Below are 16,980 nucleotides of genomic sequence, written 5' to 3'. Positions count from 1 at the left end.
CTAGGCCTCCGATGGAGTGGGCCCCGGGGACGGCTCGGCTGCCGTCGCTGGATCCGGGACGTCGGTGCCCCCGAGCGGCTCGACTTCGTCGGGCCGGAAGTAGTGGAAACGGCCGTACCAGCCGTGCAGCTCGGCCGCCGGATCGTCGTCCACGGTGACGGCGAGGTGGGTACTGCCGTCCACGTCGTGGAAGACGGCGGCCACGGTCGCGGTCCGGCCGGCCAGGAACATGTCCTGGGCGTCGGCGCCCCTGCCGCGCGGGCGCAGCCGCACCGGGCTGCCGCCGCCGACCCGCACCCCGCCGAGGAGGACCGTGTCGGTGGCCGGGGAGAACCCGTCGTCGCCGCCCTCCTGCCACCAGGCGGGACGCTCGGCGCGCGAGCTGTCGCCGCCGGGGCGTGCGCGGCCGGGACCTCGGGTGCCGGGAGCTGCGCCGAGGGAGCCGCCATCGGTTGAGGTTGCGGCTTCGGCTTCGGACGGTGTGCCTGCCGAGGCTTCGCGTGCTGCGGCTTCGCCGAGCGGGCTGAGGGAGCGGATGGCGCCGTGCAGACGCTCGAAGACCTCCGGTGGCATGGTGTCGACCCGGTCGAGGATCTCGGCGGCCCGCGGGTCGGTGGCCCGGGCCTCCCGCTTCTCCTCCTCCGTCAGCAGCATGGTGCGCAGGGTGAGGATCTCGTCGATCTCACCGGCGTCGTGCAGATCCCCCGGGCTCTCCGGCGCCACCTGCGGATGGTCGGGGAGGATGATCGGCGAGGAGAGCAGCAGAGCGGACACCGAGCCGTCCTCGGGGGCGTTGGCGGGGGGAGCGCCACCGAGCACAGGGAAGGTGAAGTCGTTGCGGCAGTTCCGGGCGGCCTCCTGGAGGGCCGGGCCCGGATCGATCAGGGAGACGAACTCCGCGCCCTCGGCGCCGAGAAGGGTGTGGGTGGCGATGAGCGCGTGCCGCAGGGCCCGGTCGCGTGAGGCGTGCCGATCCCCGGCACGCCCTTCGTTCGCGGTCCGCACCCGGAGCCGGAAGAGGTCCTCGCCGAGCCGCTCGGCCACCAGCACGGTACTCGCCCGTACTTCCTCCCGGCGCCGCACGATCCGCCCCGCGCCCGAAGGCAGCTCCTGCGTGTCGGTGCCGGCCGGGGACCCCACCGGAAACCGGTGCTCGTCCTCGTCCAGCGGGATCGTGAGGTCGGCCTCGCGCGCCACCGCCTCCTCGAAGGTCAGCCGCACGGTCCCGTCGTCACACGCCAGCGACTCGACAGGCCGCCCGGCACCGTCCTCGACCTGCTTGTGCTGCACCTGCAGATACCGCACCCGCACCCGCACCCGCAGCCGTTCGGCCGCATCCGGCCGGCGCACCCGCAGCAGACACTCCGTCTGCTGGTACCAGGAGTCCGCCGAACCCGACACCCCCGGTCTGACCGGACCGTCCGCCTCCACCCAGTCCCGGGGGAAGAGGACCCCGAACTGCCAGCGGGCACGATTCTTCGGCGAGGACCGCCGATAGGGGTAGAGGAGGTAGCCCTCGTAGAGCACGGCATCGGCAACGGCACTCATCTGTTCGAAGGTCGGCGCGGGGCGGCCGGAGCCGTCCACCGGGGCAGTGCGGGGCGCTCTGCCGTCGACCAGTCCCTCGGTCATGCAGCCTCCTCGGATCCGTGCGCGCGCCCATACCTTCCACCACCGTCACACCGGTCACGCCCGCTCGCCTCCTCTGGCCGAGCGGCGTTAGGCCGGACGGGGGGTGCTGCCTGGGGGCACGCCGGGTCGGCGGGCGGAGCATCGGATCAGCGGCCGACACACCGGATCACAAGGTGAAACACCGCATCACAAGGCGAAACACCGGATCACAAGGAGAAACACCGGATCACAGGGTGGAGCGCCGGATCAGCCGCCGGACTGAGAGCACGATGCCGGCGACCTGGGCCACGACTGCGTCCCCGCACGCGACGCGAGGTCAGGGCGCGACGAAAAGGGCGGGGAAGCGAGGCCCCAGCCAGGGCTTGCGTCCGTAGGCGAGCACCTGCCCCCGGCTCATCGCCAGCCACGGGTTGCGGCGGCCGAGGGCGATGAGCAGGAAGCCGACGGGATCGATGACGATCGTGCAGTCCGGGCGGTCGCGCGGTTCCGGTGCCACCTCCACGGCACCGTCCGCGAAGGTGACGCCGAAGGCGCTGCCGCCACCGCGCAGCCGGACGGCGTAACGCGCGCTCAGACCGGCGGTGGCCGGGCCGTCCGCCACGGCCGGCATCACCGAGAGCAGGAACGGCATGCACAACCTGACCCGTTCGGCGTCGATCATGTGCGGGCGGCGCAGCGCACGGGCGAGATCGTAGCCGTGGCCCAGCATGTGGGTGAGCAGATAGGAGGCGAGGACGGACCGCTCCATGGGGCCGAACGGGGTCACCGGCGGCGGGCCGTCGGCCGTCACGGCCAGCGCGTCGGCGCAGCGCTCCGCCTGCGCAGTGATCATCGCCGCGAGCGGCGCCGCCCCGCGCTCCCCGAACCCGGCCAGGGACTGGGCGTTGGCCGCCGCCAGGCCCTGCGGCGTGCCGTCCCCGTACGGGCGCTCCCGCCCTTCGGCGAGGTCGGCCATCAGTTCGTTGGCCAGCGCCAGATGGGCGGCCGCCTCGCCGACCGTCCACTGCGATCCCGGTACGGCGGTACTCGTCTCGGCGACGCCGTCGAGCACGGCCGCGATGTCGGCGGCGGTCTCCCCTATCGCCCGTCCGAGCCCTGCGGGCAGCGCCCCGCCGACGTCCTGCCCTGCCGCCTGATCCACGCCGGTCCCCCCTGTTCTGTCGCGCGGTACCCAATCAGACGCGTGGGCGCACCACAACCCCCGCGGCGATCACCGCGCCCCGAGCCCCCGCAGGAAGGTGTCGACGACCGTGTCGGCGGCCTGGGCCGCGGTGAGCTCGGGCAACTGCTGCGACGCCAGATGCATGAGCTGGGGCAGCAGTGAACTCGCCCAGGCGAGAGGCAGGTCGTCACGGAGCAGCCCTTCGTCGGTGGCCCGCCGCAGGAAGGCGTCGACCTCCCGGACCAGGGCGTCGCGCCGCTCCCGGATCACGTCGTCCGCGCGCAGCCGGGTGAGCTCCACCGGCCATCTGCGATTGACGTCGATGATCTCCTCGACGTACCGGTGCAGCGCCACGGCGACCGGGGCCTCCCGCAGCCTGGCGTGCTCGACGGCCCGCTCGACCGCGTCGTACCGCGCCTCGTAGATGGCCGCCAGCAGCTCCTCGCGGGACGCGAACCGCCGGTAGACGGTGCGCCGGTCGACACCGGCCTCGGCGGCGATCGCGGCGATGCTCGCGCCGGGATCGACGGCGAGCATACGGGCCCCGGTCGTCAGAACGGCTTCCAGATTGCGTGCTGCGTCGGCTCTCACGCGCAGAGCATATCCGGAGATGTGGAACCTGACTGGCCTGCTGCCTCAATGATGCGACTGTGACAGGCGTAAGTGCTACATTGGAGTGACAGATATCGGCACCGGCTCGCTCGAATTCTCGGGAGAGGACACATGATCACTTACGACCGTCTCTACATCGCGGGCTCGTGGACGGCGCCCAGCGCCCCTGAGCTCCTCGCCATCCGTTCGCCGCACGACCAGGCGGTCATCGGCCGTGCCGCGCAGGCCCGGCCCGCCGACGTCGACCGTGCCGTGGCCGCCGCCCGAGCCGCTTTCGACGAGGGCCCCTGGCCGCGCACGGCCCCGGCGGAGCGCATCGCCGCCATACGGCGGCTGAACGCCCTGCGGGAGGCCGCCGCCGACAGGATCGCCGACCTCGTCTCGGCCGAGAACGGCTCGGCCCGCTGGTTCACCAGGGCAGGCCAGCCGGGGCTCACCCGGCAGGCCGAGGCCTATCTCCGGGCGGCGGAGGGGTTCGGCTGGGAGGAGACGCTGGACTCCGCCGCCGCGGTCCGGACCGTGGTGCGCCGCGAGCCCATCGGTGTCGTGGCCGCCGTCATCCCCTGGAACTCCCCGTTCTCGGCGGCCATGGCGAAGATCATCCCCGCGCTGCTGGCCGGGAACACCGTCGTTCTGAAGGTGTCGCCGGAGAACTCGCTGAGCATGGGGCTGCTCGCGGAGCTGCTGGAGCGGACCGGGCTGCCGGAAGGCGTGATCAGCGTGCTCCCGGCCGACCGTGAGACCAGTGAGTACCTCGTCTCGCACCGCGATGTCGACAAGATCGCGTTCACCGGCTCGACCCGGGCCGGCCGCAGGATCGCCGCCATCGCGGGCGAGCAGCTGAAGCGGGTCAGCCTGGAGCTGGGCGGCAAGTCGGCCGCGATCATCCTGCCGGACGCCGACCTCGACCGGGCGGTACCGGGACTGAAGTTCGCCTCCCTCCTCAACAACGGCGAGTCCTGCATCGCCCAGACCCGCGTCCTCGCGCCGCGCGGCCGGTACGAGGAGGTCGTCACCGCCCTCAAGGACCTCGTGGAGTCGCTCAAGGTGGGCGACCCGGCCGACCCCGGCACCTTCATCGGCCCGATGGTCCGCCGGGACCAGCAGCAGCGCGTGCGCGACTACATCGAGCTCGGCATCAAGGAGGGCGCCCGGCTCGTCACCGGCGGCCCCCAGGTCCCGCCGGGGCTGGAGAACGGCAACTACGTCACACCGACCGTGTTCGCCGACGTCGACAACTCCCTGCGGATCGCCCAGGAGGAGATCTTCGGCCCGGTCCTCGTGGTCATCGCCTACGACGACGAGGACGACGCCGTGCGCATCGCCAACGACTCCGAGTACGGGCTCTCGGGAGGCGTCTGGTCCGCCGACGAGACCCGTGCCCTGGACGTCGCCCGCCGACTGCGTACCGGCACGGTCACCGTCAACGGCGCCCCCATCTCCTTCGACGGCCCGTTCGGCGGCCACAAGGCCAGCGGCATCGGCCGCGAGTACGGCGCCGTGGGGCTCGCCCAGTACGTCGAGTACAAGGCGGTGACGCTGGCGGCATCCGGCTCCTGATCCGGCACCCGCCCCGGGCCCGGGCGGCGGTTGCGACGCCGCCGCAGGCAGCGCCGACCCCGTTCCGGAACCGGAAGAGTGCGATCTCGTGCGCTGACGCCGAGTCGACCCGGACTACCGGACATGCGCGGTGGCGCGGCGTGCCCGTTCGGGGCGAACCGCACCACCGCGGCGGGGCCAAGGGCTCAGTCGCGTGCCGGGGGTGTGTAGAAGTCGCCCACCGATGTCCAGACGCCGTTCTTCACCTCTACTTTCTGCACGCTGCGCGTCCCCAGGTGGTTGCTCGCGCTGAAGCTCATGACCGGCGACACCCCCGGGTCCACATCGGTCGCCTTCTGGTAGGCGGCGGTGAGGGACTGGGCCGTGACGGGTCCCTTGACGGTCTTGGCGATCTCGGCGAACACCTTGGCGTTGCTCCAGCCCCACAGGGCGAGGAAGCCCGCGGTCTGGCCGGGCTCGTACTTGGCCATCGCGGTCCGGAACTCCTTCACCGCGGGGTCGTCGTCCGAGGGCGCCTTGACCAGTTGGACGGCCTTGAGGCCTTCGGCGGCGTCCTTGGCCAGGGCGATCGTGGACTCCGCCGCCACCGGGGCGTAGGCGTACGTGGGCAGGGAGAGACCCTGCAGCTTGGCCTCCTTGAGGAAGGCGGCCGCCTCCGGCGAGGTGAGGATCAGGATGACCGCCTGCGGCTTCGCCGACTTCACCTTGCTGATCACCGGTGTGTAGTCGGTGGTCTGGTACTTGACCGGCAGCCGGTCGACCTCGACCGACGGGTCCAGCTTCTTCGCGACGGGCGCCACCTGCTCGGCCACGTTCACGAACGCGGCCGGGTCGCTGTGCACGACGAGGATCTTCTTCGCACCGTCCTGCACCGCCCACGCGGCGATCGCGGCGGCCTGGTCCTCGTAGAGGGTCTGGGTGCCGAACAGGCCGGCGCGCGCCGGCCTGTACCAGTTCTCGGCGCCGCCCACCTCGTTGAGGACCGGCACCTTGGACTGGTTGAGGACGAACGGGAAGGCCGCCTCCGCCTGGGAAGTGCCGTTCGCGTTGACGATGGCCACGACCTTGTCCTGGCCGATAAGTTCACGCGCGATCTGCACGGTCTGCTGCGGGTCGGCCGCGTTGTCCTTGACGGTCCACTCGACCTTGCGGCCGTTGATGCCCCCCTGGGCGTTCAGCATCTTGAAGTACGCGTCGGCACCCACCTTCTCGGCCACGCCGTAGGTGGCGGTGGAGCCCGTGAGGGGCAGCCACGCGCCGATGTGGATCTCGGAGGAGTCGCCGCCCGCCGACGCCGAGTCCTTACCCGCGCACGCACTTGCGGTCAGTGCCATGACGGCGAGAACGGCTGTCGCTCCCGCCGCACGGCGGAATCTGCTGGTTGTCCGGAACACGGTCCACCTCGTTCACAAGGTCATAACGGTCACAACGGTCACAACGGGTTTTCACTTCACTCGGGAGGGCCGGGCGGTGGCCGCCGCGGTCGTGGCGGGCTCCAGGCCGCCGTTGAAGTACGCCGACTCGGCCAGGGCCGCGAACCCCGGGTCGCCCGGCAGGCCTTGAGCGGCGACGACGCCCTCGTGCAGGACGGCCACCTCGTGGCAGACGGCCATGGCCCGGCTGAGCGACTGCTCCAGCAGCACCACCGTCAAGCCGTCGTGGGTCAGCCTGACCAGCCGGTCGTAGACCTCGTCCACCAGGGCGGGGGCCAGGCCGAGAGCCGGTTCGTCGACGATCAGGACGTCCGGCCGGACGATCAGCGCGCGGGCGATGGCCAGCATCTGCTGTTCGCCGCCCGACAGCCCGGCGGCCGGGGCGGACATCCGGTCACGCAGCCGGGCAGGCAGCCACTGGACGGTCTCCGCCAGCCGTTCGCGCAGCGCCGGGCCGGTGAGGCCGGCCGCGTACGCCGCGACCTCCAGGTTCTCGCGCAGCGACAGCGTCTTGAACAGTCCGCGGCCCTCCGGAGCCAGACTCGTGCGGACGGAGCCGCCCGCCTCCCGCGCGCCGTGGGCGGGCCGGAGCGAGCCGTGCAGGATTCCGGCGAGGGTGCTCTTGCCCGCGCCGTTGGCTCCCGCGACACCGAGCACGCGTCCTTCGCGGACGTCGAGGTCGACGTCGCGCAGGGCGACCACACCGCCGTACGAGTGGCCTGCCCCGCGCAGCCGGATCAGGCTCTGTTCGCCCACGGCGTCCGGCAGCCGGGCCCGGTTGCCGACCGTTCCCAGGTAGGACGACCGCACCCGCGGGTCCTGGAGCACGGTGTCCGGGGTGCCGTCGCCGATGGTGCGGCCGAAGTCGAAGGCGAGCACCCGGTGGGCGACGGCGAAGAGGTCGTCCAGGACGTGGTCGATGACGACCACGGCGGTGCCGTCGGCGTTCAGACGCCTGATGTGCTGGGCCAGCAAGGCCCGTTCACTCGCGTCGAGCCCGCCGAAGGGCTCGTCCAGGATCAGCAGCCGCGGCCGTTCGGCCATCGCCCGCGCGAGGTCGAGGCGCTTCTGCAGGCCGAAGGGCAGCTCGGCGGGGCGGCGGTCGGCCACGTCCGCCAGGCCCACGGAGTGCAGCAGCCGCGCGACCGCGTCCCGGTCGCGGGCCCTGATACGGCGGCGGGTGCACAACACGTTCTCGGCGACGGTGAGTTCGGAGAAGACCTCGGCGTGCTGGAAGGTACGGCCGATCCCCAGCCGTCGGCGCGCGGTCGCCCTGGCCCTCAGCAGTGGCCGGCCGGCGAAGTCGGCCGTACCGCTCACGCGTCCGTTGCCGGTCAGTCCGGAGAGCACGTTCAACAGCGTCGTCTTCCCCGCCCCGTTGGGCCCGATGACGGCGAGGATCTCGTCCTGCCGCACGGAGAGCGAGGCGTCCTCCAGGGCCTTGAGCCCCCCGTAGGAGACGGACACGTGCTCCAGGTCGAGGAGGGCAGGACCTTCGGAAGCGGGGGCGGGCTCAGGGACGGGCGCGGGCGGTTCCGGGGTCGGAGGTTGCCAGGCATCCGGCCGCCGCAGCACGCGCCGCAGGACCTGCCGCGCGGGCCCGGCGAGGAACGGTACGACTCCTCCGGGCAGGAAGAGGAGGATCGCGATCAGTACGATGCCCTGGACCACCGGCTGGGGCATCCCCACGGTGGAGGAGAGCGAGGGGCTCCAGGTCAGGTAGATGCCGCCGGCCACGGCGCCGAGGACCGAGCCGACCCCGCCGAGTACGCACGCCGCGATCAGTGAGATGCCGAAGGCGAGCGAGAACGGGTCCGGGCTGACGAACCCGGTGATCAGGCCGAGCAGCACGCCCGCGAAGCTCGTGCACGCACCGCTCACCGCGAACGACAGCGACGACTGGGCCTCCGGCGCGATACCGACCGTACGGGCGGCCATGGGATGCGACTTGGCGGCCACCAGCCGCATCCGCAGCGCCGAGGCGCGGGCGGGCACGGCCAGGGCCAGGACCACGGCCGCCGCGCCCACGGCGAGGTACTGGGGCGCGGTGCCGCCGCCCGGGAACGTGCCGAGGCCCAGGGCGCTGCGCAGCTGGAGTACCGGGACTCCCTGGTCGCCGCCGGTCACGCTGCTCCACCGGTTGACCAGTTCCAGGGTCACCGTGGTGAAGGCGAGGGTCAGCAGTGCGATGTAGAGGACCGAGAACCTGGCGCCCGCGTATCCGAGGAAGGCGCCCAGGGCGGCGCCGGCGGCGATCGCCCCCAGCATCACCGTCTCCAGGGCCCAGCCGTGTGCGCTGCCGTACGCGGCGAAGTAGGCGCCGATGGCGAAGAACGCGGGGTGGCCCACCGACCAGATGCCGGACCAGCCCGCGAGCAGGCCGACCGACAGGACGACGATCGTGTACACGGCCGCCAGCGCCACCGAGTACATCTGGTAGGCGGGGATGGCCCCGGCCGCCATGAACACCATGAGCACCGCGCCGGCGGCCGGTCCCAGGGCGGCCCTCGCCAGGACGGAACGGTTGAAGACCATGGATGCGACCCCTCAGACCCGCTGGAAGGTGCGGGTGCCGAACACGCCCTGGGGGCGGATCAGCAGCACCAGCACGGTGAACGAGAACACGAACGTGTCGCGGAAGCTGGCGGAGACGTAGTTCGCCGCCAGGTTGTCCAGGACACCGATGGCAAGCCCGCCGACGACAGCGCCGTACATGCTGGTCAGACCGCCCAGGAAGATCCCGGCGAAGGCCCGGAACAGCGGTGCGGTGAGCGTCGTGGTCGCCAGGCCGGAGCGCGGCGCGTACAGGCACGCGGCCAGCGCGGCCAGAGCGAGGCCGAGGGCCCAGGAGATCCGGGCGAGACGCTGGGCGCCGAGGCCGACGACCCGGGCCGTCCCGGGTGACTCGGCCACGGCGCGCATGGCCGAGCCGAGCGTGGTGCGGGAGAACAGCCAGCCCACCAGCGCCATCGCCGCCGCGGCGACACCGATCGTCACCAGGCTCTGCACCGGCAGCGCCGCGCCCGACCAACGCACCGTGCCGCTCACCAGGTCGGGGAAGTCCCGGGGCTGCTCGCCCCAGACCGATCCGGCCAGATTCTCGGCGATCAGCGAGACTCCCATGGTCACGACCAGCGCGGAGAACAGCTGTCCCTGACCCAGTGGCCGGATCACGGCCTCGCGCACCAGCAGGCCCGCCGCCACGGTGACCGCGACGGCGGCGAGGAGGCCGAACGCGGTCGCCACGCCGCGGTCGTGGAGCGAGACCGCCACGTACAGGCCCAGGGTCGCGAGCGACGCCATCGCGAAGTTCACGACATCCGTGGCCCGGTAGATGATGACCAGCCCGAGGCCCAGGAGGCCGTACACGGCTCCACTCGCCACACCGCTGACCAGGACAAGCAGGAACTGACTCACAGTCCCTCCCTCGGGGAAGAGCGCGTTTCACGCCACGCGTGCGGGTTTTCCCGGCACGGCGGGCGGCGCCGAATCAAAGTGAACTCAATTCAGTACGCTAGGCAGTGCCGGGCCGGGCGGGCAAGACTCGTGCACCGGATTTGTGTGCGCCGCCCGGCCCGGTGTCAGCTCCCGCCGGCCGTCGGCTTCCCGGCCAGCGCGGTCCGGGCCGCCGACAGCCCGAAGACCAGCGCCGGGGCGAGGCCGCCCGCGTAGGCGCGCCGGTACAGCCCGCCCGCGTCCGCGCCGGCCGCGAGCAGTCCGGGGACCGGCCCCCACCCGCCGGTGCCCACGCCACCCGCTTCTCCTTGTCCGGCCAGGACGCGGGCCTGCGCGTCGATCAGCAGGCCCCCGAAGGTGAACGTCACCGCCGGGGCGGCCTCGATGACGTAGAAGGGCGGTTCGTCCAGCGGGCGCAAGTCCAGCAGGCGCCCGGGTGCCGGGGCGCCGCCCGAGGCCGCGGTGGCGTTGAACTCCTTGATGCGGTCACGGATCACGGCGCCGGGATAGCCCCACTCCGCGGGCATCGACGCGAAGTCCTCCAGGTCGTCCGCCACCGCGCAGCGGGCACCGGCGCGATGGCACAGCTGGAACTTGTCCACACCAGGGATCCCCTCGACGTACGAGGCGCTGATCCACTCCCGGTGCACGCGCGCGTCCGCGACCAGCAGGCCGCGGGCCTGCGGCCGGTCCAGCAGGGCCATGGTGGTGAGGTGGTCGCCGATCGTCTCGTCGACGAAGCGCTCGCCCGTCGTGTCGAACAGCAGGGCGTGCTCGCTGTAGTAGAGGGCGAGGTCGACGAAGCGCGCGGGGTCGGCGAGGGAGACGCCCGCCGGCATCAGATGGCCGTAGAAACCGGCGTCCTTCTTGCCGAACCGGGCCCCCGCGGCCCGGCCGAGCGCGAGTCCGTCGCCGCGGCTGTGCGGGTTGGCCCGCACCGCGAGGTCCGCGGCCTGCGGGTGGAGGTGCTCGGCGCGCAGACCGGGATCGCCCTGGAAACCGCCCGTCGAGAGCAGGGTCCAGGTCGCCTCGATCCGGCGTGCCGAGCCGTCCGGCAGCAAGCACTCGGCCCCCGTCACCCTGCCGTTCTCCGTCAGGAGAGCCTGGGTCCAGATCCCGGTCAGCACCTCCTGGCCCCGGTCCCGGACGAGCCGCTCGCAGGTGTCGAGGTAGTGGTTGGTGTCGACCTGGTGCCCGCGGCCGAAGCCGAGAACGGGTACCTGCGGCCGGCATTCCACGCCGAGCGACCGGACCCAGGCCACACCGTCGGCGAACCCGTCCACCAGGGCCGCGGCCAGCTCCGGATCACCGTCCGGATTGACCCGGCGCAGCTCCTCGATCGTCGGGGCGGTCCAGATGAAACCGGCGAAGCGGGCGGATCCTCCGGTGCGCTCCGCCTTCTCCACCAGCGCCACCGAGCCGCCCTCGGCCGCCACCCGGGCGGCGGCCGAGAGCCCGGCCATGCCGCCACCGATCACCAGCAGATCCACTGTGTCCGCGCCCATGGGCCGTCCACCGCCTTTGCGTCAGTGAGTGGGACAAGACGCTAATTGAACTCACTTCTGTAGTCGAGGGGTCGGTGGGAGTGCGCCGCGTCGGTGCGGTTTCGGCCGGGTCGGCGCCTCAGTCGAGGACTCCGCCGGGAACTCGGTCGGGAACGACGACGGCGCGCCCCCGTACCGCGCCCGCGCGCAGCCTTTCGAACGCTTCCGGCGCGCTCGACAGTGCGTACCGCTCGGCCTCCACGCGCAGGGAGCCCGCACGGGCCAGCGCGACGACGCGTTCGAGTTCGGGCACCGTGCCCCAGAAGGGCAGCGAGATCCGCGTCCCGGGAGGGAGCGCCCCTGGCTTCCGGACCGTCAGTGCGCCGCCCCCGCTGCCGACCACGGCCAGTTCCCCGCCCGCCCGCAGCACGCCGACGGCGAGCTCCAGACTGGAGCGGCTGCCGACGAAGTCGAGCACGGCCACCGCCCCGGCCCCGCCCGTCCGGGCCCGCAGGACCTGGGCGGTGTCGGACCGCGACAGCGTCCCGAAGTGCGCGCCGCAGGCCTCGGCCAACGCCAGCGCCTCCTCCCGTACGTCCACGGCCAGCACCTGCGCGGCCGTCGTGGCCCGCAGGATCTGGACCGCGAGGTGTCCCAGTCCGCCGATGCCGAGAACGACCACGCTCGCGCCGTCGGTGAGCGAGTGCCCTACGGCGGTGACGGCGTGGTACGCGGTGAGCCCGGCGTCGGTCAGAGGTGCCGCCTGGACCGGGTCCAGGTCGCCCACCGGGACCAGCAGCCGTCCGGACGGGACGAGCAGCGTGTCGGCCATCCCGCCGTCGCGGCCCAGTCCCGCGCCGGTGCCGGTCCGCGCCTGGTCGAGCGCCGTGCGCAGGTCGCAGTAGTTCTCCGCCCCCGACGCGCAGTTCGCGCACGACCCGCAGCCCCACGGGCCGTACACGGCCACGCGTTCCCCGACGGCCGGACCCACCGCCCGTGGGCCCCGCGCCAGCACCCGGCCGGCGACCTCGTGGCCGAGCGTGAACGGAACGCGATAGGGGAGGCCGCCCGGAGCGGCGTCGATGACATGCAGGTCCGACCGGCAGAGCCCGGCTGCCTCGACCCGCACCAGCACTTCCTCGCCCGTGGGCACGGGCCGCGGCACTTCGGTGAGGACGGGCGGCCCGCCCCAGCGCGTCAGCCGGACCGCTCTTGTCCTGCCTGTTGACATGACTGAGACGCTAACAAAAATGAAGTCAGTTCAGTAGGGTCGAGAGGGCATCGAGCGAGAGGTGACCGGTATGGACGACGACGTCGGTGACGGGCGGGCGGGCCGCTTCGGCGGACGGGTCGCTCTGGTCACCGGAGCGGGCTCCGGCATCGGAGCGGCGGTCGCCCGACGGCTGGCCGGGCAGGGCGCGCGGGTCTTCGCGGCCGACGTCGACGGCACCGCCGTCGCGGCCGTGGCCGAGGAACTGCCCGGCGCGTACGCGCTGACGATGGATGTCGCGGACCGCGCACAGGTCGACCGTGCGTTCGCGGAATCGACCGCGGTGCACGGACGGCTGGACGTGGTGGTGCACGCGGCCGGTGTGGACGACCCCGTCGCGAAGGAGTGGATCGCCGAGGCGCTGCTCGACGACCGGCCGCCCGAGGTGACCGCGAGGCTGGGCGACGACGCGTGGGGACGCGTGCTGCGGGTCAATCTCGACGGCACTTTCCATGTGCTGCGCGCCGCACTGCGCGTCATGGTGCCCCGCAGGTCCGGCGCGATCGTGACTGTCGGATCCTCCTCGGCCTTCGACGCGGTGACCGGCTATCCGCACTACGCGGCGTCGAAAGCCGGTGCGCACGCGCTGAGTCAGGCCGTCGCCAAGGAGGCGATCGCGTTCGGCGTCCGCGTCAACACGGTCGCGCCCGGACCGACGGACACGGGCATGGCGGCGCGCACGCCCGCGGCGCTGCGGCGGGGCTTCGCCGACCCGCGGGTCCGGCCGTACGCCACGCCGGAGGAGATCGCCGGCGTCGCGCTGTTCCTGGCGAGCGAGGAGGCGGCGAATCTCGTGGGCGCGGTCCTGCTGGCCAACGGTGGACGGTTCACGGTGTGAGGGAGGTTCGGATGGTCCGGCTCGATGTCGATCCCGCGCTGCTGCTGGAGACCGAGGAGCAGCGCCAACTGCGAGCGGTTCTACGGGATGTGCTCACCGGTTCCTGCGGGCCCGGGCAGGTCCGCGAGCAGGCCGCGAGCCCGCGCGGATTCGACCGGGCGCTGTGGGACCGGCTGGGTGGCGAGATCGGAGTGCACGGCCTCGCCGTTCCCGAGGAGTACGGCGGCGCCGGCTACACCTTCGGTGAACTCGCCGTCGCCCTGGAGGAGACGGGGCGGGTCCTGTGCCCCGCGCCGCTGCTGCCGAGCGTCGTGCTGGCCGGGGAGGCCCTGCTGGCCAGTGGCGACCGGCGAGCCTGCGAGCGCTGGCTGCCCGGCATCGCCTCGGGAGCCCGCACGGCCACCGTCGGCGGAGTGCTGCACCCGGCCCACGTCACGGCCGAGCGCGGTCCCGGCGGCTGGGTGCTGCGCGGCGAGGCGGACTTCGTGCCCGACGGCGAGGGTGCCGATCTGCTGCTGGTCGCGGCCCGCGCCCCGGACGGGGAGCGGTTGTTCGCCTGCGCTCCCGACGCGGCGACCTGTCGTCGCACGGCTCGCCGCGTGCTCGACCCCACCCGGCGCCAGGCACGGGTCGGTTTCCAGGGTGCCGCGGCCGAGCCGGTCGGCGAGCCGGGGCAGGCCCCGGCGATCGCCGCCGCCGTGCTGGACGCCGGACGGGTGGCACTGGCCGCCGAGCATGCGGGCGGCAGTGCGCACGCGCTGGAGGCCACCCTGGACTATGTATCCCACCGAACTCAGTTCGGTCGGGCCATCGGATCCTTCCAGGCGGTCAAGCACCGGCTGGCCGACCTCCTCGTCGCGGTCGAGGGCGCCCGCTCCGCGTCGTCCTACGCGACTGCCTGCCTGGCCGCGCGAAGGTCGGAGCTGCCCGTGGCCGCGAGCGCCGCAGCGGTCGCCTGCGGCCATGCCTATCGCCTGGCCGCCACCGAATACGTGCAGCTCCACGGCGGGATCGGCTTCACCTGGGAGCATCCGGCCCACCTCTATGTGCGGCGCGCCAGGGCCGACGAAGCGCTGTTCGGGACGGGTGACGACCACTCCCTGCGTCTGGCCGGCCTGCTCGGTCTCGCGGGCCGCGGCGACTGATCCCTCGCCGGTAACCGATCTTCCCGACCATTGACAGGGGCATCCACCGCCCCCAGAATCGAACTCAATTCAGTTCAGTTTGGAGGGGCTCATGGCAGTCGAAGACGAGATCCAGTTCGAGCGTGACGGACACGTGGCGCGGGTCTGGCTGAACCGCCCGCACAAGAAGAACTGTGTGACCGTGCCGATCCTCAACCGCCTCGACGAGATCATCACCGAGGTCGACGCGGACCCCGAACTGCGGGTCCTGGTGCTGCGCGGGCGCGGCAACACCTTCTGCTCCGGGTTCGACCTGGACAGCCTCAAGGCCGACTTCGTCGGCAGGTCCAACGCGATCGACGTCGCGGTGCTCTCCGCCAAGGTCTGCGACCGGCTCTACTCGATGAAGACACCGTCGATCGCCGTCCTCGAAGGACATGTCACCGCAGGCGGCTTCGAGCTGATGATCTCCTGCGACTTCGCGATCGCCGCGGACGACGCCCTGATCGGCGACTTCCACATCCGCCGCGCCCTGTTCGGCGGGGCGGGTCCGATCTACCGGGTGCCGCGCATGATCGGCGTCCGCAAGACCAAGGAGCTCATGCTCACCGGCAAGCTGCTCACCGGCGTCGAGGCCGCCGAGTTCGGTCTGATCAATTCCTCGGCGCCCACGGACAAACTCGACGCCACCGTCGAGGAGTTCGCCGACCAGCTCATCGACAAGAGCCCGTTCACCATGTGGATCACCAAGATGACCATCGACCGGAGTCTCGACGCGGACATCCAGTCCCTGATGGTCATGGAACACCTCGCCGTCGGCGTGATGCTCAACTCCGAGGACGCGGCGGAGGGTGTGGCGGCCTTCCTGGAGAAGCGGGAGCCGCAGTGGAAGGGCCGCTGACCGTCGCCGCGGAGACCGGGAGCCGGCTGCGCGGCTCCCGGTGCGCCGACTGTGCGGTCGCCGCCTACCCGGCCCGCCCCGGGTGCCCCCGCTGCGGGGGACCGGCCGAGCCGGTCGTGCTCTCCGCCACGGGCACGCTGTGGACATGGACCGTGCAGCGCTACGCACCCAAGTCACCGCCGTACGTCCCGCCCGCCGCCGGGTTCACGCCGTTCACCGTCGGATACGTCGAACTCGCGGAGGGCGTAAGGGTGCTGGCCGCCCTCGACATCAGGCCCGAGGACGCCGAGATCGGCATGCCGGTCACCATCACGGCGGGGGACGGTGTGCCGAGGGCCACCGGAGCCGTCGTATGAGCGGCGCGGACGTGCTCGTCTGCGGGGCCGGGATCACCTCCTTCGCCCGGACGGAGGCGAGCGGCCGGGAGCTGGCCGTGCGGGCCGTGCGCGCCGCGCTCGACGACGCGGGACTGCCGTGGTCGCGGGTGCGGGCCGCGTACGGCGGCAGTGACGCCGCCGGCAACGCCGACACACTCGTCTCCGAACTCGGCCTGACCGGAGTGCCGTTCACCAACGTCCGCAACGGCTGCGCGACCGGCGGCAGCGCACTGGTGTCGGCTGTCCACGCGATCCGGTCGGGCGCGGCCGACGTGGCCCTCGCCGTCGGCTTCGACAGACACCCGCGCGGCGCCTTCGACCCACGGCCCGCCGACTGGGGGCTCGAAGACGCCTACGGCCGTGACGGGCTGATGGTCACCACACAGTTCTTCGCGATGAAGATCCAGCGGTACATGCACGACCACGGCATCAGCCCCCGCACCCTCGCCCTGGTCGCCGAGAAGGCCTACGCCAACGGCACGCTCAACCCCCACGCCTGGCGGCGCAAGCCGCTCGACGCCGACGAGATCCTCGCCTCCGGCATGGTCAACGACCCGCTGACCCGTTACATGTTCTGCTCGCCCGGGCAGGGCGCCGTCGCCCTGATCCTGTGCAGCCGTGCCGTGGCCCGCGAGCTCGGCGGCACGCCCGTCACCCTGCGGGCGGCCGTCGTACGGACCCGCCGGTTCGGCTCCTTCGAGGTGTTCAGCCCCTGGGCGCCGCCCGGAACCCCGGTGAGCGTGAGCGCGGACGCCGCCCGACACGCCTTCGAGGAGGCCGGGTTGGGACCTGGAGACATCGACGTGTGCCAGCTCCAGGACACCGAGAGCGGTGCCGAGGTGATGCACCTGGCCGAGTGCGGGTTCTGCGCACACGGTGAGCAGGAGTCGCTCATCCCGTTCGGGGCGACCGGGATCGGCGGCTCGCTGCCGGTGAACACCGACGGCGGCTGCATCGCCAACGGCGAACCCGTCGGCGCCTCCGGGCTGCGCCAGGTCCACGAGGTCGTACAGCAGTTGCGCGGCCGGGCGGGGAGACGTCAGGTGCCGGGTGCTCCGGCGGCCGGCTTCACCCATGTGTACGGGGCGCCGGGCGTCAGCGCCTGCACCGTGCTCACCCGCTGAGCCGATC

General features: G+C 72.5%; 14 protein-coding genes. 6 read left to right on the top strand and 8 right to left on the bottom strand.

The features are described from left to right. The 3 genes from OHB00_RS04205 to OHB00_RS04195 all read right to left on the bottom strand — a co-directional run bounded on the left by OHB00_RS04205 (position 1) and on the right by OHB00_RS04195 (position 3,331). On the bottom strand, positions 1 to 1,632 hold the full coding sequence (locus tag OHB00_RS04205) for a hypothetical protein (RefSeq protein ID WP_406431346.1): 1,632 nt from the start codon (positions 1,630 to 1,632) through the stop codon (positions 1 to 3). A gap of 316 nt (positions 1,633 to 1,948) precedes the next feature. Then, the gene (locus OHB00_RS04200) at positions 1,949 to 2,773 is read right to left on the bottom strand and encodes a maleylpyruvate isomerase family mycothiol-dependent enzyme (protein WP_406431344.1); all 825 of its coding nucleotides are present in this window, start codon (positions 2,771 to 2,773) and stop codon (positions 1,949 to 1,951) included. Positions 2,774 to 2,842: 69 nt separating this feature from the next. After that, the gene (locus OHB00_RS04195) at positions 2,843 to 3,331 is read right to left on the bottom strand and encodes a TetR/AcrR family transcriptional regulator (protein WP_406445610.1); all 489 of its coding nucleotides are present in this window, start codon (positions 3,329 to 3,331) and stop codon (positions 2,843 to 2,845) included. A gap of 186 nt (positions 3,332 to 3,517) precedes the next feature. Between OHB00_RS04195 and OHB00_RS04190 the strand changes: the two genes are divergently transcribed. Next, the gene (locus OHB00_RS04190) at positions 3,518 to 4,966 is read left to right on the top strand and encodes an aldehyde dehydrogenase (protein ID WP_406431342.1); all 1,449 of its coding nucleotides are present in this window, start codon (positions 3,518 to 3,520) and stop codon (positions 4,964 to 4,966) included. A gap of 185 nt (positions 4,967 to 5,151) precedes the next feature. Here the strand turns inward: OHB00_RS04190 and OHB00_RS04185 are convergent, their stop codons facing one another. The 5 genes from OHB00_RS04185 to OHB00_RS04165 all read right to left on the bottom strand — a co-directional run bounded on the left by OHB00_RS04185 (position 5,152) and on the right by OHB00_RS04165 (position 12,570). After that, complete coding sequence (locus OHB00_RS04185; RefSeq protein ID WP_406431340.1) at positions 5,152 to 6,300, bottom strand: ABC transporter substrate-binding protein; 1,149 nt, start codon at positions 6,298 to 6,300, stop codon at positions 5,152 to 5,154. 111 nt (positions 6,301 to 6,411) lie between these two features. After that, complete coding sequence (locus tag OHB00_RS04180; RefSeq protein ID WP_406431338.1) at positions 6,412 to 8,934, bottom strand: ATP-binding cassette domain-containing protein; 2,523 nt, start codon at positions 8,932 to 8,934, stop codon at positions 6,412 to 6,414. A 12-nt stretch (positions 8,935 to 8,946) separates the two neighbouring features. Then, the gene (locus OHB00_RS04175) at positions 8,947 to 9,816 is read right to left on the bottom strand and encodes a branched-chain amino acid ABC transporter permease (RefSeq protein ID WP_406431336.1); all 870 of its coding nucleotides are present in this window, start codon (positions 9,814 to 9,816) and stop codon (positions 8,947 to 8,949) included. Between the two features lie 164 nt (positions 9,817 to 9,980). Further along, the gene (locus OHB00_RS04170; protein WP_406431334.1) at positions 9,981 to 11,360 is read right to left on the bottom strand and encodes an FAD-dependent oxidoreductase; all 1,380 of its coding nucleotides are present in this window, start codon (positions 11,358 to 11,360) and stop codon (positions 9,981 to 9,983) included. A 118-nt stretch (positions 11,361 to 11,478) separates the two neighbouring features. After that, the gene (locus OHB00_RS04165) at positions 11,479 to 12,570 is read right to left on the bottom strand and encodes an NAD(P)-dependent alcohol dehydrogenase (RefSeq protein ID WP_406431332.1); all 1,092 of its coding nucleotides are present in this window, start codon (positions 12,568 to 12,570) and stop codon (positions 11,479 to 11,481) included. 70 nt (positions 12,571 to 12,640) lie between these two features. Between OHB00_RS04165 and OHB00_RS04160 the strand changes: the two genes are divergently transcribed. The 5 genes from OHB00_RS04160 to OHB00_RS04140 all read left to right on the top strand — a co-directional run bounded on the left by OHB00_RS04160 (position 12,641) and on the right by OHB00_RS04140 (position 16,973). Further along, on the top strand, positions 12,641 to 13,447 hold the full coding sequence (locus tag OHB00_RS04160) for an SDR family NAD(P)-dependent oxidoreductase (protein ID WP_406431330.1): 807 nt from the start codon (positions 12,641 to 12,643) through the stop codon (positions 13,445 to 13,447). 11 nt (positions 13,448 to 13,458) lie between these two features. Further along, positions 13,459 to 14,592: an acyl-CoA dehydrogenase family protein gene (locus OHB00_RS04155; RefSeq protein WP_406431328.1), complete on the top strand. Its 1,134-nt coding sequence runs from the start codon at positions 13,459 to 13,461 to the stop codon at positions 14,590 to 14,592. A gap of 91 nt (positions 14,593 to 14,683) precedes the next feature. Beyond that, entirely contained in the window at positions 14,684 to 15,472 is a 789-nt protein-coding gene (locus OHB00_RS04150; RefSeq protein WP_406431326.1) for an enoyl-CoA hydratase/isomerase family protein, read from the top strand. Then, on the top strand, positions 15,457 to 15,828 hold the full coding sequence (locus OHB00_RS04145) for a Zn-ribbon domain-containing OB-fold protein (protein WP_406431324.1): 372 nt from the start codon (positions 15,457 to 15,459) through the stop codon (positions 15,826 to 15,828). Before OHB00_RS04150 ends, OHB00_RS04145 begins: the two co-directional genes overlap by 16 nt. Continuing rightward, the gene (locus OHB00_RS04140; RefSeq protein ID WP_406431322.1) at positions 15,825 to 16,973 is read left to right on the top strand and encodes a thiolase family protein; all 1,149 of its coding nucleotides are present in this window, start codon (positions 15,825 to 15,827) and stop codon (positions 16,971 to 16,973) included. Before OHB00_RS04145 ends, OHB00_RS04140 begins: the two co-directional genes overlap by 4 nt. Positions 16,974 to 16,980: the final 7 nt, after the last annotated feature.

It is taken from the genome of Streptomyces sp. NBC_00631, assembly GCF_045206895.1.
Classification (GTDB): domain Bacteria; phylum Actinomycetota; class Actinomycetes; order Streptomycetales; family Streptomycetaceae; genus Streptomyces.
Note: the sequence above shows the minus strand (reverse complement) of the source record. Positions and strands in the feature narration are given on the sequence as shown.